At 62.0% G+C, this 22,244-nt stretch carries 21 protein-coding genes; 16 read left to right on the top strand and 5 right to left on the bottom strand.

Annotation, left to right across the window (positions count from 1 at the left end; translation table 11 throughout):
* Nucleotides 1–163 precede the first annotated feature (163 nt).
* The 4 genes from pstB to ACP15W_RS06185 form a co-directional block, all read right to left on the bottom strand.
* Nucleotides 164–937, bottom strand: a complete 774-nt coding sequence (gene pstB / locus ACP15W_RS06170; protein ID WP_424932288.1) for a phosphate ABC transporter ATP-binding protein PstB — start codon at nt 935–937, stop codon at nt 164–166.
* Between the two features lie 86 nt (nt 938–1,023).
* Nucleotides 1,024–2,370: a phosphate ABC transporter permease PstA gene (pstA, locus tag ACP15W_RS06175; RefSeq protein ID WP_424931976.1), complete on the bottom strand. Its 1,347-nt coding sequence runs from the start codon at nt 2,368–2,370 to the stop codon at nt 1,024–1,026.
* Entirely contained in the window at nt 2,367–3,569 is a 1,203-nt protein-coding gene (pstC, locus tag ACP15W_RS06180) for a phosphate ABC transporter permease subunit PstC (protein WP_424931977.1), read from the bottom strand. The genes pstA and pstC overlap by 4 nt, the downstream gene beginning before the upstream one ends.
* An 84-nt stretch (nt 3,570–3,653) precedes the next feature.
* The gene (locus ACP15W_RS06185; protein ID WP_424931978.1) at nt 3,654–4,706 is read right to left on the bottom strand and encodes a PstS family phosphate ABC transporter substrate-binding protein; all 1,053 of its coding nucleotides are present in this window, start codon (nt 4,704–4,706) and stop codon (nt 3,654–3,656) included.
* 358 nt (nt 4,707–5,064) lie between these two features.
* Here ACP15W_RS06185 and ACP15W_RS06190 point away from each other — a divergent pair, with 358 nt between their 5' ends.
* The 9 genes from ACP15W_RS06190 to ACP15W_RS06230 all read left to right on the top strand — a co-directional run bounded on the left by ACP15W_RS06190 (nt 5,065) and on the right by ACP15W_RS06230 (nt 14,319).
* The gene (locus ACP15W_RS06190) at nt 5,065–5,799 is read left to right on the top strand and encodes a lytic transglycosylase domain-containing protein (protein WP_424931979.1); all 735 of its coding nucleotides are present in this window, start codon (nt 5,065–5,067) and stop codon (nt 5,797–5,799) included.
* Nucleotides 5,800–5,947: 148 nt separating this feature from the next.
* Nucleotides 5,948–6,154, top strand: coding sequence for a Flp family type IVb pilin (locus tag ACP15W_RS06195; RefSeq protein WP_424931980.1), 207 nt, complete (start codon nt 5,948–5,950; stop codon nt 6,152–6,154).
* 243 nt (nt 6,155–6,397) lie between these two features.
* Complete coding sequence (cpaB, locus tag ACP15W_RS06200) at nt 6,398–7,444, top strand: Flp pilus assembly protein CpaB (RefSeq protein WP_424931981.1); 1,047 nt, start codon at nt 6,398–6,400, stop codon at nt 7,442–7,444.
* A 1-nt stretch (nt 7,445) separates the two neighbouring features.
* The gene (locus ACP15W_RS06205) at nt 7,446–8,831 is read left to right on the top strand and encodes a type II and III secretion system protein family protein (RefSeq protein ID WP_424931982.1); all 1,386 of its coding nucleotides are present in this window, start codon (nt 7,446–7,448) and stop codon (nt 8,829–8,831) included.
* Between the two features lie 17 nt (nt 8,832–8,848).
* Nucleotides 8,849–9,499: a CpaD family pilus assembly lipoprotein gene (locus tag ACP15W_RS06210; protein ID WP_424931983.1), complete on the top strand. Its 651-nt coding sequence runs from the start codon at nt 8,849–8,851 to the stop codon at nt 9,497–9,499.
* A gap of 12 nt (nt 9,500–9,511) precedes the next feature.
* Nucleotides 9,512–10,729, top strand: coding sequence for an AAA family ATPase (locus tag ACP15W_RS06215; RefSeq protein WP_424931984.1), 1,218 nt, complete (start codon nt 9,512–9,514; stop codon nt 10,727–10,729).
* Nucleotides 10,730–10,735: 6 nt separating this feature from the next.
* The gene (locus tag ACP15W_RS06220) at nt 10,736–12,346 is read left to right on the top strand and encodes a CpaF family protein (protein WP_424931985.1); all 1,611 of its coding nucleotides are present in this window, start codon (nt 10,736–10,738) and stop codon (nt 12,344–12,346) included.
* Nucleotides 12,343–13,353 (top strand): type II secretion system F family protein, encoded by a 1,011-nt coding sequence (locus tag ACP15W_RS06225; RefSeq protein ID WP_424931986.1) that lies wholly within the window; start codon nt 12,343–12,345, stop codon nt 13,351–13,353. The genes ACP15W_RS06220 and ACP15W_RS06225 overlap by 4 nt, the downstream gene beginning before the upstream one ends.
* A 12-nt stretch (nt 13,354–13,365) precedes the next feature.
* The gene (locus ACP15W_RS06230) at nt 13,366–14,319 is read left to right on the top strand and encodes a type II secretion system F family protein (RefSeq protein ID WP_424931987.1); all 954 of its coding nucleotides are present in this window, start codon (nt 13,366–13,368) and stop codon (nt 14,317–14,319) included.
* A 40-nt stretch (nt 14,320–14,359) separates the two neighbouring features.
* On the opposite strand, the gene ACP15W_RS06235 is transcribed toward ACP15W_RS06230, so the two are convergent.
* Nucleotides 14,360–15,127, bottom strand: a complete 768-nt coding sequence (locus ACP15W_RS06235; RefSeq protein WP_424931988.1) for a tetratricopeptide repeat protein — start codon at nt 15,125–15,127, stop codon at nt 14,360–14,362.
* Between the two features lie 165 nt (nt 15,128–15,292).
* Here ACP15W_RS06235 and ACP15W_RS06240 point away from each other — a divergent pair, with 165 nt between their 5' ends.
* The 7 genes from ACP15W_RS06240 (at nt 15,293) to ACP15W_RS06270 (ending at nt 22,224) form a co-directional block, all read left to right on the top strand.
* Nucleotides 15,293–15,766 (top strand): prepilin peptidase, encoded by a 474-nt coding sequence (locus ACP15W_RS06240; protein ID WP_424931989.1) that lies wholly within the window; start codon nt 15,293–15,295, stop codon nt 15,764–15,766.
* 78 nt (nt 15,767–15,844) lie between these two features.
* Nucleotides 15,845–17,323 (top strand): pilus assembly protein, encoded by a 1,479-nt coding sequence (locus ACP15W_RS06245; protein WP_424931990.1) that lies wholly within the window; start codon nt 15,845–15,847, stop codon nt 17,321–17,323.
* A complete protein-coding gene (locus ACP15W_RS06250; RefSeq protein ID WP_424931991.1) occupies nt 17,320–17,898 on the top strand; it encodes a TadE/TadG family type IV pilus assembly protein in 579 nt (192 codons plus the stop codon). The genes ACP15W_RS06245 and ACP15W_RS06250 overlap by 4 nt, the downstream gene beginning before the upstream one ends.
* Nucleotides 17,898–18,512: a TadE/TadG family type IV pilus assembly protein gene (locus tag ACP15W_RS06255; protein ID WP_424931992.1), complete on the top strand. Its 615-nt coding sequence runs from the start codon at nt 17,898–17,900 to the stop codon at nt 18,510–18,512. Before ACP15W_RS06250 ends, ACP15W_RS06255 begins: the two co-directional genes overlap by 1 nt.
* 182 nt (nt 18,513–18,694) lie before the next feature.
* On the top strand, nt 18,695–19,234 hold the full coding sequence (locus ACP15W_RS06260; protein WP_424931993.1) for a CoxG family protein: 540 nt from the start codon (nt 18,695–18,697) through the stop codon (nt 19,232–19,234).
* Nucleotides 19,235–19,273: 39 nt separating this feature from the next.
* The gene (locus tag ACP15W_RS06265; protein ID WP_424931994.1) at nt 19,274–19,762 is read left to right on the top strand and encodes a (2Fe-2S)-binding protein; all 489 of its coding nucleotides are present in this window, start codon (nt 19,274–19,276) and stop codon (nt 19,760–19,762) included.
* A gap of 74 nt (nt 19,763–19,836) precedes the next feature.
* The gene (locus ACP15W_RS06270) at nt 19,837–22,224 is read left to right on the top strand and encodes a xanthine dehydrogenase family protein molybdopterin-binding subunit (RefSeq protein ID WP_424931995.1); all 2,388 of its coding nucleotides are present in this window, start codon (nt 19,837–19,839) and stop codon (nt 22,222–22,224) included.
* The last annotated feature ends 20 nt before the right edge of the window (nt 22,225–22,244 follow it).

Consider the following 22,244-nt stretch of genomic DNA (forward strand, 5'->3'; position numbering starts at 1 on the left):
CCTCCCCCATAGGCTCTTTCGCTGATCGTCTGATCGGGCCTCCGCCCGTCAATCCGGGCACCTTGCGCATTGGGCGGGCCATTTCAAGTCGATTCAGGTCCTCAAACGCAAAGGGCCCGGTGACTGGACCGGGCCCGGGCAGGCATTCATATGCGGAACGCGATCAGCCGATCTTGCCGGTGATGTAATCCTCGGTCTGCTGCTGCTTCGGGTTCGAGAAGATATCTTCCGTGCGGCCGAACTCGATCAGTTTGCCGAGATGGAAGAAGGCGGTGCGCTGGCTGACGCGCGCCGCCTGCTGCATCGAATGGGTCACGATGATGATTGTGTAGTTCGAACGCAGCTCGTCGATCAGTTCTTCCACGATTGCCGTGGCGATCGGATCGAGCGCCGAGCAGGGCTCATCCATCAGAACCACGTCGGGCCTGGTCGCAATGGCGCGCGCAATGCAAAGGCGTTGCTGCTGACCGCCCGAGAGGCCGGTGCCCGGCTCGTTTAGCCGATCCTTTACCTCGTTCCACAGTCCAGCCTTCTTCAGGGAACTGGTCACCAGTTCCTCCAGCTCGGACTTGTTCCGGGTCAGGCCGTGAATCTTCGGACCATAGGCCACATTGTCGAAGATCGACTTCGGGAAGGGGTTCGGTTTCTGGAACACCATGCCGACACGGGCGCGCAATTCGACAACGTCGATCTTCGGATCGTAGATGTCGCCGCCATCGAGTTCGATCTTGCCGTTCACGCGGCAGATCGGGATCGTGTCGTTCATCCGGTTGAGACAGCGCAGGAAGGTCGATTTGCCGCAACCCGAGGGCCCGATGAACGACGTGACCTCGTTCTCGCCGAGGTCGAGCGAGACATCGAAGAGCGCCTGTTTCTCACCGTAGAAGACGGAAACGTCCGTTGCCTTGATCTTGGCCGAGCGCTGAGCTGTATCCATCTCGTTGCCCTGTTTGAGAGGCGCAGATGTATCCGTAGACATATGGGCGGTTTCTTCCACAAGGGTCATAATCAGTCTCCTAGGGCTTACCAGGTGCGCTCGAGGCGCTGGCGCAGGAAAATGGCGATCGCATTCATGACGACCAGGAAGGCGAGCAGCACGATGATTGCGCCGGAAGCCCGCTCGACAAAGGCCGGGTCGGCTCGCTGGGTGAAGTTGTAGACCTGCACCGGAAGACCGGTCGCGGGGTCCATCAGGCCGCCGGGAAGAGCATCGGGGTAGTCGCGGACGAAAGCAACCATTCCGATGAGCAGGAGCGGCGCGGTTTCGCCGAGCGCCTGGGCCAGACCGATGATGGTGCCTGTGAGAATGCCTGGAGCGGCGAGGGGCAGAACATGATGGAAGATGGCCTGCATCTTCGATGCCCCGACCCCGAGTGCGGCCTCCTTGATCGACGGCGGCACCGATTTGAGCGATGCGCGGGTCGAGATAATGATCGTCGGCAGCGTCATCAGCGTCAGCACGAGGCCACCCACGATGGGCGCGGAGTTGGGCAGGTGCATGAAGTTGATGAAGATCGCCAGACCCAGGATGCCGAAAACGATGGAAGGAACGGCCGCAAGGTTCGAGATGTTCACCTCGATCACGTCAGTCATCCAGTTCTTCGGCGCAAATTCCTCGAGGTAGATCGAGGCGGCGACACCGATGGGCAGCGCCAGGCAGAGCACGATCAGCATCATGTAGGCCGAACCGATCAGTGCCACGCCGATACCCGCCGCTTCCGGCCGGTTCTCGGAGGCATCGGGCGCGGTGATGAAGTCCCAGTTGAACCGCTTGGTCATGATCCCGAGATCGAGAAGCTCGTCGGCCACATCGAGCTGGATCGGTGAAACGCGGCTGTCGGCCTCGGCGCTCTCGCGGGTCACATTGCCCTTGAGATACTGGTCGATACGAGCATTGGCCAGAAATTCGAACTCCACCGTCTGACCGATTTCGTCCGGATTTGCCATGACATAGTCGCGGAGCGTCGCATTCGCGGCGCCAGAGACCATTTCGGCCAGAAGCTGCGACGTGGCTTCAGGGACCGGACCTGCGCTCAAATCGTCCGCGAGGTTCTGCAGCGAGTTCTTGATCAGCGGATCGTAGCTGAACGTCATGATCTTGCTGATCTCGGCAGGATCACGCGATCCGCTCGGGTCGAGAACGGCCTCGTCGAGATAGATGTCGGCCTTCAGGAAGGTCTGGCTGAAGGCGGGCAGACCCTTGGACAGGATCGAAGTCAGGAGCATCAGAAGCGCGAGAACGCCAATCGCTACGGCAGCAATTCCATAGGCCTTGAAACGTTTTTCGGCGGCATATCGCTTCTTGGTCAGATCCGAGATGCCCGAGGATCCGGCGCTGCTCGGGGAGGGTTGCATGGTCGCGTCGGTCATTCGTACTGCTCCCGGTAGCGGCGAACGATATACAGGGCCAGGACATTGAGCCCCAGCGTGAAGACGAAAAGGGTGATCCCGAGTGCGAAGGCCACGAGGGTCTCGGGCGAGGCGAAGTCGGTATCGCCGGTAAGCTGGCTGACGATCTTGACCGTGACGGTGGTCATGGCCTCGAATGGGTTCAGCGACATGCGGGCCGCGGCACCGGCGCCGAGAACCACGATCATCGTCTCACCGATGGCGCGCGAGGCGGCCAGGAGGATCGCACCGACGATGCCGGGAAGTGCGGCCGGAATGACGACCTTCTTGATGGTCTCGGACTTGGTCGCACCCAGGCCCAGCGACCCGTCCCGCATGGCGCGGGGAACGGCGTTGATGATGTCGTCGGACAGCGAGGAGACGAAGGGGATCAGCATGATGCCCATGACGATGCCCGCGGTCGCGACCGATGCACTGCTCTGGCCGAGGCCCATGGGCTGGGCAAAATAGTCGCGCAGGATCGGGCCGACCGTGATCAGCGCGAAGAGCCCGTAGACGATGGTCGGAATGCCGGCAAGGATCTCGATGGCGGGTTTCGCGAAGGACCGGACCCTGGGGCTTGCATATTCCACGAGATAGATCGCGGAAAAGAGCCCGATCGGCACGGCAACGGCCAGGGCGATGAGGCTGACATAGAGCGTGCCCCAGAGGAGGGGAAGCATCCCGAGGTCGCTGTTGCCGCGAAAGTTCGGCGCCCAGTTCAGTCCGAAGAAGAACTCATGCCAAGTATACTGCGAGAAGAACCGGAGCGTCTCGGAGACCATTGAAAGAACGATGGCCAGCGTCGTCAGGATGGCGATGGACGAGGCCGTGATCAGAAGCCCGAGAATCATCTTCTCGACATAGTTCCGTGCCCGGAACTTGGCATCGATCTGCAGATAGGAATAGGCGAACGCCGCGATGGCTCCGGACGGCACCAGGATGCTCACCAGCACCGAACCGCCAAGAAAAGGGATCCAAGTGGCCAGAAGCTTCAGAACACAAAAGATGGCAACGCCGGCCAGGAAGCTCGCCAGAGCGACGCCCCAGCCGTGATACCCGGTGAGCGAATGGAGAATGGTCGGGTCGCCTCCGGAAGCGGATGCAGCCTTCTGCCGCCCGGCCACGTAGCCGACGGCCGCAAGGGCGCACAGTATGGTAAAGATCAGAGTTCCTGACATGTCCCCACCGCTAAGGATTTCATTATTCTAAACAGAGCGGAGCGCCCCGCTCCCCGGGGCGCTCCAAAAAACGAGATCGATCGATCAGGAAGCGCTATCGGACATGGTTTCTTCGTTGGCGATCATTTCCTGGGTTTCTGCCAGTTCGGGATCGGAAACGAGGCCGTATGCAGCGAGCGGGCCATTCGGGCCGGCAACCGCGTCAGACACGAAGAAGGAAGCGTATTCCTTCAGGCCCGGGATCACTTCGATATGCGCCTTCTTCACGTAGAAGTAGAGCGGACGCGAAACCGGATACTCGCCCGAAGCGATGGTTTCGGTCGAAGGCTGGACACCGCCCATGGTGGCGACCTTGAGAACGTTCATGTTGTTCTCGTAGAAGGACAGGCCGAACACGCCGATACCGTTCGGATCGGACTCGATGCGGGCCAGGGTCTCGGTGTAGTCGCCGTCGATGTCGACGGAGAGACCGTCGGTGCGGACAGCCATGCAGGCGCCTTCGGCTGCGTCTTCGTCACCGCCGTTGATTTCCATGATCGCTTCCATCGCGCCGCTTTCTTCACAGCCAGCGAGGATGACCTTCTCTTCGAAGACTTCACGGGTGCCGTGCTTGGTGCCCGGGATGAAGGTCAGGATCGGGGAGTCGGGGAGGGAGCCGTCAACTTCGGACCAGTTGGTGTTCGGGTTGGCAACCATGGCACCATCGACCGGAAGTTCGGCAGCGAGGGCGTTGTACCACTGAGTCGGCGTGAATGCCTGGTAGTCCGGACCTTCGGTCTTGGACGCGAAGACGATGCCGTCATAGCCAATGCGGACTTCGATGATGTCGGTGACACCCGCAGCGGCACAGGCTTCGATTTCGCCTTCGCGGATCTTGCGCGAGGAGTTGGCGATGTCGATCGTGTTCTCGCCGACGCCTTCACAGAACTTCTTCAGGCCGGCCGAAGAGCCGCCGGATTCGACCACCGGGGTCGGGAAGTCGAAGTTCTCACCGAAAGCTTCCGCAACGATCGAAGCGTAGGGCAGCACGGTCGAAGAGCCGGCGATCTGGACCTGGTCGCGGGACTGGGCGAACGCGGAAGGAGTGGCAACGAGGAGCGCTGCAAAGGCCGCGCCAGCGTACAAGCCGGATTTCATATCATTTCCTCTTTGAGTGCAGGATTCGTTTCGATTTCCACAGAAAACGGGGCCTGGACGGACCCCGTGCTCTGCGCGCCACCATAGGGCGTGGAATTGAAGCTTATATTTCAGAAAGACGTCAGTTTAGTGACATCTTATTTCCCTGTTTTGGTTGGGAAAATCAGATTGTGGTTAATTTATCGGCCCTTAGATTTCCGACGATTCAACCATACGGGTTCGGAAAGGCCATCACATGGGGTGGACAATCCATCTCGGCGCCGAACGAGATTGTGTAGCGGTTGTCAGTAACACCTGCCTAACCATTGCGTCTTAGACCGCTGGAACTTCGGAACACGAGTCGCGAACGGTGGAGGCGATGAAGAAAGCTGTCTGCATACTGCTGCTTTTCTGTCTCCTGACCGATTCTCCGGCATCTGCCACCGATTCTCCCGAAGAGGCGTCTTCGCTCTGCATCGATGCGGCGATTCGCGGTGCGCGGATTTCGGGCGTTCCTCCGGAAGTGCTGCACGCGATCTCGCTTGTCGAGACGGGCCGCTCCGTGAATGGCCAGGTCCGGCCCTGGCCCTGGGCCGTCAATAGGGCGGGGGACGGCCGCTGGTTCAAGGACAGGCGAGAGGCAATGAAATTTGCCGAAGCAACGCTCGAGGAGGGCCGAACCAATGTCGATATCGGCTGTTTTCAGATGAATTATCATTGGCATGGTCGGCGATTCGACGATCTGGACGAGATGTTCGATCCGGTGGCCGGCGCGGTTCAGGCCGGTGCCTTTCTCCGCTCGCTCTACGCGCAGTCAGGGGACTGGTCGAAGGCCGCGGGCACCTACCATTCCTCGACGCCCGAGCGCGCGCAGGTTTACCGGGAGAGATTCGATCGCGCGCTGGCCAACCTGCGGGCCGACCCGTCTTCGCAGATGCCTCTGGTCGTGCGCGGTGCAGCCTCGAAGAAACGCAGCCGCGTGAAGCTGGCAGGTAGGCCTCTGGTCATCACGATCGAGCAGGACGAGTTCGCTCCGGCGGCCGGGGGGCGTGGCTTTTCGGTCAAGCGCCGGGAGAGCAAGGCTCCGCAAAAGCAAATATCTTCGGGACCTTAACCTATCTTCAACTCCCGCCGCCTTAATTGCTTCCATCCGACTGCGGAACTGGAGTCTGTCTGGTGAAATACGTGAGCCCAGAAGTGTGTCCAGTTTTCCGTTTACTTGGATGACCGGCTTTTTATTCCATGCACCAGGAGTATCAGAAATGAAAATGCTGCGTTTCGCGTCCCGCCTTTGGAAGGACGAAGAAGGAGCCACCGCGATCGAGTACGGCCTTCTCGCCGCACTCATTTCCGTGGCAATCATCGGCGCCGTGACCACGCTGGGCGATCAGCTCAACACGACGATCGACACGATCGCGACCGACCTGGAAGAAGCCAATACGGCTGACGACGAAGACGACGACGGCTGAGGCCGTCCTAGCTATCGTCCACCGTTCGGTCACACCAGACCGAGGAGGCTTTGCGCCTCCCCCAGACCAACGGTTTCCCGCCCTGTACTCCGGAGCAACGGTAGGTCAGGCCATGCCGGCCTGATCCTGCCACCGGCGGCCGGCTGAGCGAGTCCGCGCCAGGTGCCCTCCGCCCTCGGAGGTGAGGGGCCAAGGCGCAGACATCTCGGTCTGCCTGTTGATCGAGTGAAAGCCAGTAGCGAGATGCGTATTCTCATTCTCCTTCTTGCGGCCGTGATCGTCGCCCTGGGTGCGGGAGCCTTTCTCTACACCCGGAGCGGACCGGAGCCAGCGCCCCAGGTCGCCGCTCCCGTGGTCGAGGAACCCAAGGCCCCTGAACTCGTCGAGGTCTTCACGCCCTCCACGCCAATCGCGGCCGGAACGATCATGACCGAGTCCGTCTTGCGTACGTTCGAGATGGACCCGGACAAGGTGAGCGACGAGATGATCGTTGTCGATGAAGAAGGGCGCGAGTTTCTCATAGGCGGCGTTGCCCGGCATTCGCTTGCCGAGGGCGTGCCGATCGCTCGCACCTCCATCATTCATCCCGGAGACCGCGGTTTTCTTGCGGCCGTGCTTCCCAAGGGTATGCGGGCGATCTCGATCGAGATCACCGAAGTCGCGGGGCTCAGCGGCCTCGTGCTCCCCGGTGACCATGTCGACCTTATCCTCACCTATACCGTCACGGCAGAGCAGGGGGACCACGAGCGTGATATTCACGCGAGCGAGACGCTGATCCACAATATCCGGGTGCTCGCGCTTGATCAGCGCGTTCAGGCCATCCGCCAGCAATTCGACAAGAACGGCATCCCGCTGCCGCCGCCCATCGCAAGCACTGCCACACTTGAAGTCACCCCGCGCCAAGCTGAGATGATCTCGCTCTCCACACGGCTCGGCCGGCTGTCGCTGGTGTTGAACTCCGCTCAGGACGGCGGGACCGAAAGCGGCACGCCCAGTGAAATGGACGATCTGCTCGGACCGATCATGCAGACCCATCCATCGGGCGAGAAAACGCGACCGGTCTCGATCACGGGCGGCCCACGCGAGCTGACCCTGGATACGGATGTGACTTCGCTGCTGGCTCGCCTGATGGACGATGCGGCCGAGGACAACGAACTCGACGCAATTCCGCACATGAACAAGATCGATCTCGTCCAGATCGTGCGCGGTCGCAGTAGCCGGTCGGTCGAGATCGGCGCCCCGCAGCCGGAAGCGGGCCCAGAGAATGTCGCCGACACAGGAGAAGAGTAGCATGATGGCAGAACGCCTCACGCGCATTGCAGCCAAGACCGCCTGTGCCAGCGCGATTGCCCTGACCTGCGCCATGGTGCCGGTCCCGCTGGAAAACAGCGCCGCTGCCTTCGAACTCGTCGAGCCCGCCACGGAGCGTTCGGTCTCGCTCGTGATTGGCACGGGCCAGCTTATCCGCGTCGATGAACCTTTCAGCAGCCTCTTCGTCGCTAACCCCGATGTGGCGGATATCGAGGTGAAGTCACCGCGGCTCCTCTATCTTACCGGTGTCGGGGTGGGCGAGACCACGCTCTTCGCGGTGGATGAGGCCGACAACGTGCTCATGTCCTCGGTGATCAAGGTGACGCACAATACCGGCGCGCTAGCGACCGGGATCAAGCGGGTCGCTCCCGGTCAATCGGTGACGGCAACCACCGTCGACCAGTCGCTTGTCCTGACAGGGACGGTGCAGTCGCCCGAACAGGCCGCGGATGTGATGAATATCGCCGCGCAGTTCGTCGACGACGAATCCCAGGTCGTGAACCGGCTCAACATTGCGACACCGACCCAGGTGAACCTCCAGGTCCGGATTGCTGAGGTGAACCGCGAGGTAGACCGGCAACTCGGGATCAACTGGCAGGCCGCGAATTTTGGCGGCGGCGGCGTGACAGTGGGCTTTGCGGGCGGCGATCTGCCCGGCGGAGGATATTCCGCGGGCGCAAGCATCAATCGTGGCGGCTTCCAACTCGACGTGATCCTGAATGCGCTGTCCGAAGAAGGCATGGTCACCATTCTCGCCGAGCCAAACCTCACCGCGCGCTCCGGCGAGTCGGCCAACTTCCTTGCTGGGGGCGAGTATCCCTTCGCGGTCTGGGATGAAGACGAAGACCACGAGACGATCTATTTTAAGGATTACGGCATCGGCCTTTCCTTTACCCCGACCGTACTCGACAAGCAGCGCATCAGCCTGAAGGTCGAAACCGAGGTCAGCGACCTGAGCTTCGCGGAAAACGTGGACTATCCGTCCCTCGTGACGCGGCGTGCGGAGACTACCGTGGATCTCGCCAGCGGCCAGAGCTTCGCCATCGCGGGCCTGATGCAGAACAGCACGTCGCAGGACGAAAGCCGCGTGCCCGGTCTCGGACGGCTGCCAATTCTCGGCGCGCTCTTCAAATCCTCCGGCTACAATCGGGGGCAGACCGAGCTCGTCATCCTTGTCACGCCGGTCATCGTCGAGCCCACCACGCCGAACCGGGTCGCCACGCCGGTGGACAACTACGTGCCACCGAACGACTTCGAGCGGATCCTGCTCGGGCGCTTCCAGGGTGATCGCCGCAAGGTCACCGAGGTGCAGAACTCGCTCGGACGCAGGCGCCTCTACGGCTCCTCGGGTTTCGAGTTCGATTGAGGCGGAGGACAACCACGATGAAGAACTCATTCCTCCTCCGATCCTTCAGGCTGGGCCTTGTCGGGTTTGGCACCGCGCTGCTCGCGGCCTGCACCCATGCCGAGGGCGAACGCCTTGTTCCTGCCTACCGCGCCGAACCTGCCGAGGTGCAGGTCGACCTCTATTTCCAGCCAGGCAGCCCGTCTCTCGCGTCTGGTGAGGCTACGAAGGTCAAGAATGTCCTGAACTCGCTCCTTCTCGGGGAGACCGACGACATTCTTGTGAACGTCCCGGCCACCGGATCGGACGTGCTCGATGCGCGGCGCATGTCGGCCGCACGGAAGGCAGTTTCCGGCACCCCGGCACGGATCCGGATCATAAAGAGGCCCGGCTTCTCGCTGGAGCAATCCGCGCCCGATGCCGCGCTCGTCCAGGTGCAGCGCTACGGCTATGTGCGCGTCCTGTGCCCCGGCAGCGGCATGGATTTCGCCGACAGCCTCGACTGGAACGACGACGAGATCAATTTCGGATGCACCAATGCGCGCAACCGTGCCTCGATGGTCTCGGAAGCGCGCGATCTGACCGATCCGGAGCGGCTCAACAACGCGGCGGCCGATGCCGAGATCCGGGCCGCAGAGCGGTACCGCACCGGCAGGGTCAAGTCGACGCAACTCGTAGTGCCGAAATAGGGAAGTTCGATCATGGCAGAACCGGCACGCGCCTATCAGGGATCCACGCCTTTCGAGGAACACGAAGAGGAACGGGAGCCCTTCGGTGTCTTCTACAATGACGATACCGTCCAGGAGATCGGCTCGCAGATCGCCGCGCAACGTGGGTGGAGCACGACGAACATCCGCAAGGGCGGATTGAACACCGCGCTTCGCCTGCTCGGCATTGCACCCCTGCCGAAATTCCTTGTCGTCGACATCGATGGTGAGGAGATCGAGGAGGCCTGCAAGGTCCTGACCGAGATTGCGCGCATGGGCTCCATGGTCGTGGCGCTCGGCACCGTCAATGACGTGCAGTATTTCCGGAAGGTGATGCGCGCGGGTGTGCGGGACTACCTCGTGAAACCCGTGACGGCAGACACCCTCGGCGAGGTTCTGGCCAGTCTCGAGCAGCCTGACAGCGGCGGACGGATCAAAGGGCGGCTTGTTGGCGTCATCGGTGCACGTGGCGGCGTCGGCACAACGACGATTGCGATCAACACGGCCTGGATCATGTCGGAGAGGCTCAATCGGCGCACGGCACTCGTCGACATGGACATCTATTCCGGCAGCATCGCGCTGGCCCTCGACATGGAACCGACCCGCGGTTTGCGTGAAGCCTTTGACGACCCCAAGCGCGTCGACGAGGTCTTCCTCCAGAATGCGATGAACAAGGTCGGAAAGAACCTGCACGTCCTCGCGACGGAAGAGGCACTCGACGATCAGGTCCGCATGTCGGACGACAAGATGGCGACGCTTGCGCAGATGATGCACGGCAACTTCGACATGTCCGTGCTCGACCTGCCGCGCCACTTCGCACTGCGCGAGGCGACACTTCTGGGCAAATGCGATGATTTCGTCATCGTAACCGAACTCACGCTTCAGTCGCTGCGCGACGCCAACCGTCTGCGAACCCTGCTCGGGATGCGCAACCCGCAGGCCACGATCCATGTGGTCGCCAACCAGATTGCGCCGGGCACCGACATTACCGTGAAGGAATTCGAGAACGGCCTGGAATCGCCTTTGCGTTGCCAGTTCCCGGTCGAGAAGAAGATCCTTGCGAAGTCGAGCATCCGGGGCGAACCGCTCGCCGCCCTCAACCCCAAGCACAGGATGGTGGGGGATCTCCACAAGCTCTGCCTCGAACTCGCCGGAATTCCGGAAGAGGCCCGGAAGAAGGGCTTCCTCCAGCGCGCATTCGGAAAGAAGTAATCCGTGATGGACGACAAGCCCGATATCCCCTCCGGTGACCCGGCGGACGCGCTTGCCGCATTGAAGGCAACCGCTGCCGAACGCGCGCATGACATGCTTGCGCAGGCCAGGCTCGAAGTGATCACGCCTGCCGCGCTCGCGGGCTTTGCCAACGATGCGCTCGAGGAAATTCTCTCGAAACAGGCGAACCCGCCCGGAATTGCCGAACAACGCACGCTGCTGCGCGACCTGGTGACAGAGCTTCAGAGCGTCGGTGACGCGGATATCTGGGACGACGAACCGGAGGAATTCGAGCAGGCCGCTCCGATCCCGACTATGGTTGCGCCCATGATCGACGCGGGAGCCGGAACCCGCCACCGGCGCGAGCTTCAGGTCAAGAGCCAGGTAATGCCGATCCTCATGCAGCGGATCGATGTCGCGGTGGCCTCGACGCTTGCTCCCGAGCAGCTCCGCAATCAGATCGTTGGCGTGGTCGAGGAGATCATCGTCGATCTGCGCATTCAGCTCAACGCGACCGAGCTGCGCAACCTCGTTCGCCTGATCGTGGACGACATGATCGGTCTCGGACCGCTCGAGCCGCTTCTCGCAGATGAAGCGGTGACCGACATCATGGTGAACGGTCCCCAGCAGATCTACGTCGAGCGGAAGGGCAAGCTCGAGCTTACGGATGTCGAGTTTCGCGACGACGCGCATGTGATCCACGTGGCGACCCGGATCGTGACCGATGTGGGGCGGCGCGTGGACGAATCCACACCGCTGGTCGATGCGCGACTGGCCGACGGCAGTCGTGTGAATATCATCATTCCACCGTTGGCGATCGACGGTCCCACCATCGCAATTCGGAAGTTCTCCAAGAAGGAGATCACGCTCGACACGATGGCGCGGCAGGGGAACATTTCCACCAATCTCGCCACGGTATTGAAGATCGCCGCACGCGCGAGGCTCAATATCCTGATCTCCGGCGGAACCGGCTCGGGCAAGACGACGCTGCTCAATGCCATGAGCCGGCTGATCGACCATGGCGAGCGCACGCTGACCATCGAGGATGCCGCGGAACTACAACTCCAGCAGCCGCATGTCGTCCGTCTGGAGACACGCCCGCCCAATGTGGAAGGGGAGGGCGAGATCACCATGCGTCACCTCCTCAAGAACGCCCTGCGTATGCGCCCCGACCGGATCATCCTCGGCGAGATCCGCGGCGAGGAAGCCATCGACATGCTCCAGGCCATGAACACCGGCCATGACGGCTCGATGTGTACCATTCACTCCAACACACCCCGCGATGCACTGACCCGTCTCGAGAACATGGTCGCAATGTCAGGCTTCAAGCTTCCGGCGGAAGCCGTGCGCGAGCAGATCCAGAGCGCCGTTCACCTTGTTGTCCAGGTGAGCCGAATGCGCGACGGGATGCGGCGCATCACCTACGTCACCGAGATCACCGGGATGGAGGGCGATGTCGTCACCACCCAGGACCTCTTCCGCTACCACTACGAGAGTGAGGACAGGGAGGGGAACCTCGTGGGCCGCTTCGAATGCTCCGGCCTTCGTCCGCACTTTATGGAACGGGCCGAGTATTTCGGTCTTGGCAACCGCCTGATGGAGGCGATGCAGACATGAGGGATCTCGATCCGGTTCTGGTCCTGCAGCTCTTTGCGGTCGCGACGGTGATCGTGTTCGGGCTCGGGATCGGCGTGATCCTCACCGTCATGAAATCGGATCGGGCGCACAAGGCGCGGCTCAAGCGAGTGAGCCGTGGCCGCATTGTCGGAAAGCTCGATCTGGAGGAGGTCCGCCTCAAACTTCAGCGCCCCGACAAGAACCCCGGTCTGGCCGTCCGGCTCTCGGACATGCTTGCCGGCTTCATTCCGATCCTCAACACGCAGCGGCTGCGCGAGAATTTCGTACGCGGCGGAATCGAGGCCACGATCGGGCGATATCTCGCGCTCAATGTCTTTCTCGGGTTTGTCGTCGCCGGGATCGCCTGGTTCGTGCTCCCCTATCATTTCATTGTCTGCCTGATCGGCGCGATGTTCGTGACGATGTATCTGATGGATGCCTATGTGCGGATGAAGGGCGACCGGATGGCCGCGCGCTTCATGGGGCAACTGCCCGATGCGCTGGACACGATCATCCGCGGCATCCGCTCGGGTATTCCGGTTTCCGAGTGTATCAAGACCGTGGGCAAGGAGTTCGACGACCCGATCGGTGCCTACTTCGCAAGCATCGGAGAACGGGTCAAACTGGGCGAAAGCCTGGATGTCGCACTCTGGGGCGTCGCGCGGATCGTGCGTCGACCCGAGATGGACTTTCTCGCCATCAGCATCACGATCCAGATGGAGACGGGCGGCAGTCTCGCCGAGGCGCTCGCGGGTCTTGCGGACCTCCTGCGAAAACGTCAGCAGATGCGCCTGAAGATCAGGGCGATCTCCTCCGAGGCAAAGGCCAGCGCGCTGATCATCGGCGCGCTTCCCTTCTTCATGCTGGCCCTCCTGAGCGCCATGGCACCGCAATACGTCGCGCCGCTCTTCAGTGATCCCCGAGGCAACGTCATGCTTGGCATCGGACTGCTGAGTATCTGCATCGGTGCCTTTGTCATGTGGCGCATGACGCAGTTCGAAATCTGAGGCGTATGGGCCATGGAGACACAACAACTCTATTTCGCGATCGTGGCCGGGACCGTCGTCCTGATCATCCTCTGCGTGATTGTCGCCATTCTGGTCTATGAGCAGAACACGCGCGCCCAGCGCATCACCATGGCCGCCGGCCGGACGAGTTCGCGGCAAAGCGCGCATCGTGGCGGTCCCGATACCGGCCTCAACCAGAAACTCGTGCAGATCATGCAGGGCACGACCGGCGGTCTCGCCATCCTCAAGGACCGCCAGATCAAGGAGATCCGTGGGCTGCTCGTCAGCGCCGGCTATCGCTCGCGGGACGCGATGGTCGTCTACACCTTCTTCAAGATCTTTGGGCCGATCGCGCTTCTCGCCGGCAGCGCCCTGGTGGTCTACGGGTTCGATCCGATCGGGAAGGGCCCCATGTTCGATTTCGGCGTGGTGCTGGGCGCGGCCCTGATCGGCAGCCGGTTGCCGGACATGATCGTGAAGAATGCGCAGCAGAAACGGCTTGATGCGATCAAGAAGAGCTTTCCGGACGCGCTCGACATGTTGGTGATCTGCGCCGAGGCCGGGCTTTCGTCCGATGCTGCGATGAAGCGTCTCGTCGCCGAGACAAGTCGCAGCAATTCGGTTCTTGGGGAGGAGCTTTCGATCACGGCGCAGGAGCTCAACTTTATGCCCGACCGGCGCATGGCGCTCGAAAACCTGATCGAGCGCGTTCCACTCCCCGCGATCAATGCCTTCGTCAACACGATGATCCAGGCTGAACGCTACGGAACACCGCTGGCCCGAGCCTTCAAGGTGCTGTCCCAGGAATTGCGCACCGAGCGGATGATGCGCGCGGAAGAGAAGGCCGGAAGACTGCCCGCGACCATGACGGTGCCGATGATGATCTTCATCCTGCCAGCGCTCTTCATCGTGCTGATCGGTCCGGCCGTTCTCGACATCATGGACAAGTTCATCGGTATGGAGTGAGGGCAAGCCGCGGCAGATCGTCTGCCGGAACCGCCTTCTGCTACTGCAACGCGCCGATGGGTTGGCCCTGTTTCAGCAAGGTGCGCAGCTCCGCGTAGTAGGCCAGGTTGCTGTTGATCTGCTCTGCGGTGAGATCGGCTTCCAGCGTGGCGCGGGCATCGCGTTCGCGGCCTGCCAGCCCGTAGACCAGCGCGAGGTTGCCGCGGGTCTTGCGCGAGGCGGCGGGATCGCGAATGAGTTCGCGCAGGATGCGGATCCCCTCGGTCGTCTGGCCGGACAGACCGTAGGACAGTCCGAGATTCGACTGGAGCGCAAAATCCGTCGGGTCGATGTCGAGACCCTGCCGGTAGAGGGCCTGCGCTTCGGAATGTCGGCTCAATGCGTCCAGAACCACACCGCGTGCGGTGATGATCTGGAGGTCGTTGGGCTTGAGCTTGTAGGCCGCATCGAGGTTCTTCAGCGCCGCTTCCGGCTTGCCCGCAGCAAGCTGGGTCCGGCCAAGATCGAGAAGGATCTGCGCGTCCCTCGGCTTGCGCTTCTGGGCTTCGACAAGCGTCTGTTCGGCACGCGAATACTGGCCCATACCCGCATAGCTACGCCCCAGCCCGACAAGGGCATCGGTGTCGTTGGGGTTCAGGGTAAAGGCCTGGTTGTAAAGGGCCGCTGCGGTTTCAAAGTCACCGGAATCGGCGGCGCGCTCGGCCAGACGTTCGGGCGAGGAGTCCCCCGGCATCTTCATGTCGCAGGCGGAGGGCAGGAATACGGCGGTGCAAACCAGCCAGGGGGCGATGTGTTTTTTCACTTGCATCAAATTCTGCTGATAAGCGCCGGAGGGATTTGCCTCAAATTAGAATTTTAACCGTTAATTTCGCGTAAAGGTAATCGGGTTTGGATCTGTTTCCGAAGCGTGGCGCTTGTCCCTCCATTCAAGGAGGCGAGTCTGTCGGCCACGCGAGAATCGTCGGAAGCATCGGTGCCAGCCCTACTTCTTTTCTCCGGAATCCTGGTTCTGCTCGGTGCCGCGACCTGCGACATCCGCGCGCGGCGCATCCCGAATGTCCTTCCCGTCTCGCTCGCCCTGCTTGGGGTGGCGCGCCTGCTGAACGCGGCCCTTGTGCAGGGCGGTCTCCTTGGTGCGGGGCTTGTTCCGGACATGATCGTGGCTTTCGCGGTGTTCTTCGCGGGTGCCGGCCTCTTCGGTGCAGGACTGCTGGGGGGAGGAGACGTCAAGCTTCTGGCTGCTGGATCGCTTTGGCTGGGCGCGGCACGCCTGCCGGATTTCCTGTTCGTAACGGCCCTCTCGGGCGGGTTTCTCGCGATCGTCTACCTTGCGGGGCGGATGATGGCGCCCCGGCCGGCGGATGGAACCGTCGCGCCGATCAGGCTGCCCTACGGGGTCGCGATCGCCATGGGTGGCATTGTCGCGGCTGTCGGCTTCCTGGGCTGATCGGTATCGGTCACGCGGGTTTCTTTCCGCATTTACCTGATCTTGACGCCATGCGGACAGGATCGCGCCGAACGTTTCATGGCTCGAGTATTGGGTGCCGTTTCACAGATGATCGTGCGAAATCACATCCGATCCCTCATGCGGATCGCCCGGCGGAACCCGATACGTCGCTGCCTTGACGACACGAGCGGCGCGGCGGCGGTACTTGTCGCCCTGATGATGATCCCTTTGCTCGGGGCGATGGGCATCGCGGTCGATACCTCTCTGGCCTACATGGCGGAAAGCCGGTTGTCGAAGTCGCTCGATGCCGCGGCGCTGGCGGCAGGACGTTCGGCGGATACCGATGAAGCGGCAGAGATCGCGACCAACTATTTCAATGCGAACTTCCCGAATGCCAGCGACTCCGTCGAGCTTGGCGACCTGTCCTTTTCCTACGATCCCGACACCCGGCAGGTGACGATGGAGACGTCTGCCACCGTGCGGACCTATTTCTCGCAGTTGATGGGGGTCGATTCGATCACCGTCAGGGCGCGCAGCGTTGTCGAGCGCGGCATATCGGGAATGGAACTGGCCCTCGTGCTCGACATCACCGGCTCGATGCGCGGAAGCAAGTTCACCTCCATGCAGTCGGCCGCGCTCGAACTGACCAAGGCGCTCTACGGCGACGAGACGGAAATCGAGAACCTCTATATCAGTGTCGTGCCCTATGTTGCGTCGGTGAATGTCGGTGCGTCGCATTCGGCCTGGCTCAACCCGGCGGATGCGGCAATCACCGATCCGTCCCTTTGGGAAGACGATCCGGTCGGCTGGAAAGGTTGCGTCGAGGCGCGCGACTATCCCTACGACACGGATGATACGCCGCCCTCGGACGAGCCCTTTACCTCCTATATCTATCCGCTGACCACGAGTGACTCGAATGATAACAATTACCCGCCCGTGCTCGGCGAACATGCCAACAGCAACAATGCGCGCGGCCCGAACTTGGGCTGCGGCGCACCGATCACGCCGCTGACGAATTCCCGCACCAAGGTCGATGCGGCACTTAACGCGATGCAAGCCTGGGCGCGGGGCGGGACCACCGGCAATCTCGGCCTGTCCTGGGGCTGGCGCACGATCTCGCCGCGCTGGCGTGGCCTCTGGGGGGGCGATACCCCGGCGGATTTCCCCCTCGACTACGACGAGCCGCTGATGAACAAGGCCGTCGTGATCCTGACCGATGGCCGGAACCAGTTCTACGACCACAGTTCCGTCGATCCGCCAAATTCCGACTACACCGCCTACGGGCGCATCGAGGACAAGCTCGGTACCACCTCCCTCAACACCGGCCGCGGCATTCTTGATGACCGCATGGCCGAGACGTGCGCCGCGATGAAGGCGGAAGGGATCGAGATCTACACCATCACCTTCGGCTCGGGCGTGGACTCCACGGCCCAGACCCTGTTTCAGAACTGCGCCACGGCGGTGTCGATGTACTACCATGCCCCGACCAACTCGGAGCTCTCGAACATCTTCAAGACCATCGCAGGCGAACTGGCGCGCCTGAGGATCGCCGAATGATCTCCTGCAGGGTAAGAGGATGTGCAGGCAGGCTCGCGCGTCTGCGCAGAGACGAAGAGGGGGCGGCGATCATCGAGTTCGCCCTCATCATGCCGCTCATCATCATCATGCTGATCGGAGCGATCGAACTGGCGCTGGTGGTCTTCGTCGGTGCCAGCATCGAGGCAGCCGTCCTCGAAGCGTCGCGGTTCGGGATCACGGGTTCGGGCACTTCGGTCACCCGCCAGGAACGAATACGCGAGATCATCTCCGAACGGACCTTCGGATTCGTCGACATGGACAAGGTCGATATCGATACGCTGGTCTACTCGGACTTTTCCTCCATCGGACAACCGGAACCCTTCACGGACGAGAACGGGAACGGCTCCTATGACGAGGGCGAGGTCTTCGTCGACGTGAACGGCAATGCGCAGTGGGACCCGGACATGGGGGAAGCGGGGCTTGGCGAGGATGATGACATCGTACTTTACCGAGTCAGCTATGAATGGGGGATCCTCACGCCGCTCATGCGGGAACTGCTCGGTCGGTCCGTCAATCATGTCTCCGCCGTCGCCATGCGCAACGAGGAGTTCTGATGATGGCCGCGCCCGTCAGGCTGTTTCGCAAACTCTGGCGCGATACGCGCGGCATCATCGCCGTCGAGTTTGCCTTCATTCTCCCGATCCTGGTCGTGCTCTTCACGGGGGCCGCGGAATTCGGCCGCATTCTGCTTCTGTCGCAGAAGCTTCAGAACGGGGCCTTCATTCTTGCCGACCTCGTGGGTCGGGACCAGAGCATTTCGGTAACAACGCTCAACGACGTCTTTCTCGCGGTGGACATGATCATGGAGCCCTTCGAGTTCGAGGACCACGGCGTCGCGATTGTCACCAGCGTAAGCGGCACCGCGACTCTCGGACCAATCGTGAACTGGCAGTTGTCCGGGGCCGGCGACCTTTCCGCTACGAGCGTCGTCAATGGACTCGATGGTGCGGCGATACTGCCGGAAAGCCTGTCGCTGGACACCGGGGAAACCCTGCTGGTCACGGAGGTCTACTATGAGTTTCAACCGCTCTTCGGCCTTCTACTCGAACCCTACACTATTCACCGCATAGCCTATCATCGACCCCGGCTCGGCATTCTCGACGAACTGGAAGGGCTTGATGCTCTCGATGGTCTGACCGGCGGTCTGGAGACCCTCGATCCCCTTTGAGTTCCTGCCAACGAGTTCGCACCGTTGTCTTTTTCCACGCCCCGTATCCTTACAGGACTTGATCGGCCAGGGCGGGCATGCGCATTGTGAGGGGGATACCAGGCGGCGGATGTGCTGCTAAAGTACTATAGGGGGAGTATTCGGACAGGCATAACCTCGTCCGAAACGAGGGAGGAAAATTAATGAATCTCAACGGTTCCCGTATCATCGCCGCCGACCGGGCCACGGTCTGGTCCGCGCTGAATGATCCGGAGATCCTGAAGGCCTGCATTCCGGGGTGCCAGGAGATGACCGGCTCACCCGAAGAAGGCTTTGAAGCGGTTGTCGTGCAGAAGGTCGGGCCGGTAAAGGCGACCTTCAAGGGCGCAGTCCAGCTCTCGAACGTCGTCGTGCCTGAAAGCTGCACCATCAGCGGAGAGGGCAAGGGCGGTGCGGCCGGCTTTGCCAAGGGTGCAGCCGATGTCAAGCTCAGCGATGCCGAGGAAGGGACCGAGCTGTTCTACGAGGTCGAGGCCAAGGTTGGCGGCAAGCTGGCCCAGCTCGGCAGCCGCATTATCGACGGATTCGCCAAGAAGATGGCGGACCAGTTCTTCGAGAACTTCAAGTCCCAGGTCGAAGGACCTCAAGTTCCGGCGGAAGACTCGGCTGACGAACCTGCAGAAGACGTCGCCGCCGGGGAACCGGAAAAGAAGAAAGGCTGGCTCGGTCGATTGAGAGGCTAGGCCAAAAATCTGCTATCCAGCCGATTTCGGGAGGAAATCATGCCAGAAATAGAAATGACCGTGAATGGCAAGCCCGCGAAGGGGAACGTGGAGGGGCGCACACTGCTCGTCGACTTCCTCCGCGAGACGCTCGGCCTCACGGGGACCCATGTCGGGTGCGACACGGCACAATGTGGCGCCTGTGCGATCCACATGGATGGCGAGCCGGTGAAGTCCTGCAACATCTTCGCGATGGATGCCGCGGGCACCGACATTACCACCATTGAGGGGATGGCCAACCCCGACGGATCTCTCGGAGTGGTCCAGGCGGCCTTTCGCGAGCATCACGGCCTCCAGTGCGGGTTCTGCACGCCGGGCATGGTGATGGTGGCCGCGTCGCTGCTGAAGGAAAATCCGGAGCCGACCGAGGCCGAGATCCGTGAGCACCTCGAAGGCAACATCTGCCGCTGCACGGGCTACCACAACATCGTCAAGGCCGTTCAGGCCGCTGCCGCAGACATGAGCGCCAAACCGATCGCCGCCGAATAGGGCGGCGATGGGCCGCGTTGCGAGACAAGCTTCGGGCCCGGGGTAAGCGCAGAACAATTTCCAGGGAGGAAACCATGCCCAAGGACAGCGGAATCGGGGCGAGCTCGAAGCGGCGCGAAGACGTGCGCTTCCTGACCGGCAAGGGCCGGTACACCGCCGATATCGATCTTCGCGGACAGGCCTATGTCGCCTTTGCCCGCTCCACTGTGGCCCATGGCCGCATCAACGGGATCGACACCAGTGCCGCCGAGGAAATGCCCGGCGTGCTGGCGGTCTTCACCGGCGAGGATTTCGTCGAGGTCGGCAGCAACCCGGCCGGCTGGCTCATCCACAGCAAGGACGGCTCGCCGATGAAGGAGCCGAAGCGTCCGGTGCTCGCGCATGGCAAGGTGCGCCATGTGGGCGATGCCTATGCCGCGGTGGTGGCCGAGACACCGATGCAAGCCAAGGATGCGGTGGAAGCCATCGAGGCCGATATCGAGGATCTGCCCGCGGTGCTCGACATGGCCTCGGCGGTCGCGGACAACGGGAACCGCGTCCATGACGAGATCGACGACAACATCTGCTTCGACTGGGGCTGGATCGAGGACAACAAGGCCGCGGTGGACGAGGCCTTCGCCAGCGCGCCGCATGTGACCACACTCGAGCTGATCAACAACCGGCTCTCGCCCAACCCGATGGAGCCGCGCGCCTCGATCGGCGACTACAATCCGGGCACCGAGGATTACACGCTCTACACCACGTCGCAGAATCCGCATGTGCATCGCCTGCTGATCGGCGCATTCGTGATGGGCATTCCGGAGCACAAGCTGACGGTGATCGCACCCGATGTGGGTGGCGGCTTCGGCTCGAAGATCTACCACTACGGCGAAGAGGCGCTGGTGCTTGCCGCCTCCAGGAAGCTCGGCCGGCCGGTCAAATGGGTCTGCGACCGTTCGGAAGCCTTCATGACCGATGCGCATGGCCGCGATCATGTCACGAAGATCGAGCTGGCCACCGACAAGGAAGGCAATTTCCTCGCGCTCCGCACCGAGACGCTGGCGAACATGGGGGCCTATCTCTCGAATTTTTCGACCTCCGTGCCGACCTTCCTTCACGGCACGCTGATGGCCGGTCCCTACAAGACGCCGCTTGTCTATGTGAACGTGAAGGCGGTCTTCACGAATACCGTGCCGGTTGATGCCTATCGCGGGGCAGGGCGCCCGGAGGCGACCTATTCGCTCGAGCGCGTCATCGACAAATGCGCCGACGAACTGGGGATCGACAAGTCGGAGATCCGGCGCAAGAACTTCATTTCGCCCGATGCTTTCCCCTACACGACTCCCGTGGGCCTGATCTACGACACCGGCAACTACGGCGCCACGCTCGACAAGCTCACCGAGCTTGGCGACCTCGCGGGCTTTGCCGCACGCCGCGCCGAAAGCGAGAAGAACGGCAAGCTGCGCGGGCTCGGGCTCTCGACCTGGATCGAGGCCTGCGGCATCGCGCCCTCGCATCTCGTCGGACAGCTTGGCGCGCGGGTGGGGCTCTATGACGCCGCGACCGTACGCGTGAATGCCACCGGCAATATCTCGGTGCTCACCGGCGCGCACAGCCATGGCCAGAGCCACGAGACGGTCTTCGCGCAGGTGGTCTCCGACATGCTCGGCATCCCGGAGGAGAGCGTCGAGATCGTCCATGGCGACACCTCGAAAATCCCCTTCGGCATGGGCAGCTACGGCTCGCGCTCGCTTGCGGTCTGCGGCACGGCGATCGTGAAGGCGACCGAGAAGATCATCGCCAAGTGCAAGAAGATCGCCGCGCACCAGATGGAGGCGTCCGTCGAGGATATCGTCTTCGAGAATGGCGCCTTCACCGTTGCGGGCACCGACAAGTCCACCAGCTTCGGCGACATTGCCCTCTCGGCCTATGTGCCGCACAACTACCCGCTCGAAGAACTCGAGCCGGGCCTGGAGGAATGCTCCTTCTACGATCCGGCGAACTTCACCTATCCCGCGGGCGCCTATGCCTGCGAGGTGGAGGTCGATCCGGGCACGGGCCGCGTCGAGGTGGCGAGCTTCACTTGCGCCGATGATTTCGGCAACGTGATCAACCCGATGGTCGTCGAGGGCCAGGTGCATGGCGGCGTGGTGCAGGGGATCGGCCAGGCGCTTCTCGAAGGTGTTGTTCACGATGCCGACGGGCAGCTGCTCACCGGGTCCTACATGGATTACGCCATGCCGCGCTCGAACGATGTGCCGATGGTGACGGTGGATCATTCCTGTCAGACGCCCTGTACCCACAACCCGCTCGGCGTGAAGGGCTGCGGCGAGGCCGGCGCGATCGGCACCCCGCCGGCGGTTGTCAACGCGGTGATCGACGCACTCAAGTCGGGCGGCCATGCGGTCGACCATATCGACATGCCGCTCACGCCGCAGAAGGTCTGGGCCGCGATGTCCGGCAGCCGCATGGCTGCCGAGTAAGCGGATCGGAATTGGAGGAA

The sequence above is a fragment of the Amaricoccus macauensis genome (assembly GCF_049800915.1).
Classification (GTDB): Bacteria; Pseudomonadota; Alphaproteobacteria; order Rhodobacterales; family Rhodobacteraceae; genus Amaricoccus; species Amaricoccus macauensis_A.

What these genes read in the sequence shown, in the direction of transcription:
- pstA (WP_424931976.1), bottom strand. Translation starts at nt 2,370, where the DNA reads ATGACCGACGCGACCATGCAACCCTCCCCGAGCAGCGCCGGATCCTCG.
- ACP15W_RS06235 (WP_424931988.1), bottom strand. Translation starts at nt 15,127, where the DNA reads ATGCAAGTGAAAAAACACATCGCCCCCTGGCTGGTTTGCACCGCCGTA.
- ACP15W_RS06270 (WP_424931995.1), top strand. Translation starts at nt 19,837, where the DNA reads ATGCCCAAGGACAGCGGAATCGGGGCGAGCTCGAAGCGGCGCGAAGAC.
- ACP15W_RS06215 (WP_424931984.1), top strand. Translation starts at nt 9,512, where the DNA reads ATGGCAGAACCGGCACGCGCCTATCAGGGATCCACGCCTTTCGAGGAA.
- ACP15W_RS06250 (WP_424931991.1), top strand. Translation starts at nt 17,320, where the DNA reads ATGATCTCCTGCAGGGTAAGAGGATGTGCAGGCAGGCTCGCGCGTCTG.
- ACP15W_RS06225 (WP_424931986.1), top strand. Translation starts at nt 12,343, where the DNA reads ATGAGGGATCTCGATCCGGTTCTGGTCCTGCAGCTCTTTGCGGTCGCG.
- ACP15W_RS06205 (WP_424931982.1), top strand. Translation starts at nt 7,446, where the DNA reads ATGATGGCAGAACGCCTCACGCGCATTGCAGCCAAGACCGCCTGTGCC.
- ACP15W_RS06220 (WP_424931985.1), top strand. Translation starts at nt 10,736, where the DNA reads ATGGACGACAAGCCCGATATCCCCTCCGGTGACCCGGCGGACGCGCTT.
- ACP15W_RS06195 (WP_424931980.1), top strand. Translation starts at nt 5,948, where the DNA reads ATGAAAATGCTGCGTTTCGCGTCCCGCCTTTGGAAGGACGAAGAAGGA.
- ACP15W_RS06190 (WP_424931979.1), top strand. Translation starts at nt 5,065, where the DNA reads ATGAAGAAAGCTGTCTGCATACTGCTGCTTTTCTGTCTCCTGACCGAT.
- ACP15W_RS06245 (WP_424931990.1), top strand. Translation starts at nt 15,845, where the DNA reads ATGGCTCGAGTATTGGGTGCCGTTTCACAGATGATCGTGCGAAATCAC.
- ACP15W_RS06185 (WP_424931978.1), bottom strand. Translation starts at nt 4,706, where the DNA reads ATGAAATCCGGCTTGTACGCTGGCGCGGCCTTTGCAGCGCTCCTCGTT.
- ACP15W_RS06255 (WP_424931992.1), top strand. Translation starts at nt 17,898, where the DNA reads ATGATGGCCGCGCCCGTCAGGCTGTTTCGCAAACTCTGGCGCGATACG.
- ACP15W_RS06230 (WP_424931987.1), top strand. Translation starts at nt 13,366, where the DNA reads ATGGAGACACAACAACTCTATTTCGCGATCGTGGCCGGGACCGTCGTC.
- ACP15W_RS06210 (WP_424931983.1), top strand. Translation starts at nt 8,849, where the DNA reads ATGAAGAACTCATTCCTCCTCCGATCCTTCAGGCTGGGCCTTGTCGGG.
- pstB (WP_424932288.1), bottom strand. Translation starts at nt 937, where the DNA reads ATGGATACAGCTCAGCGCTCGGCCAAGATCAAGGCAACGGACGTTTCC.
- ACP15W_RS06265 (WP_424931994.1), top strand. Translation starts at nt 19,274, where the DNA reads ATGCCAGAAATAGAAATGACCGTGAATGGCAAGCCCGCGAAGGGGAAC.
- ACP15W_RS06260 (WP_424931993.1), top strand. Translation starts at nt 18,695, where the DNA reads ATGAATCTCAACGGTTCCCGTATCATCGCCGCCGACCGGGCCACGGTC.
- cpaB (WP_424931981.1), top strand. Translation starts at nt 6,398, where the DNA reads ATGCGTATTCTCATTCTCCTTCTTGCGGCCGTGATCGTCGCCCTGGGT.
- pstC (WP_424931977.1), bottom strand. Translation starts at nt 3,569, where the DNA reads ATGTCAGGAACTCTGATCTTTACCATACTGTGCGCCCTTGCGGCCGTC.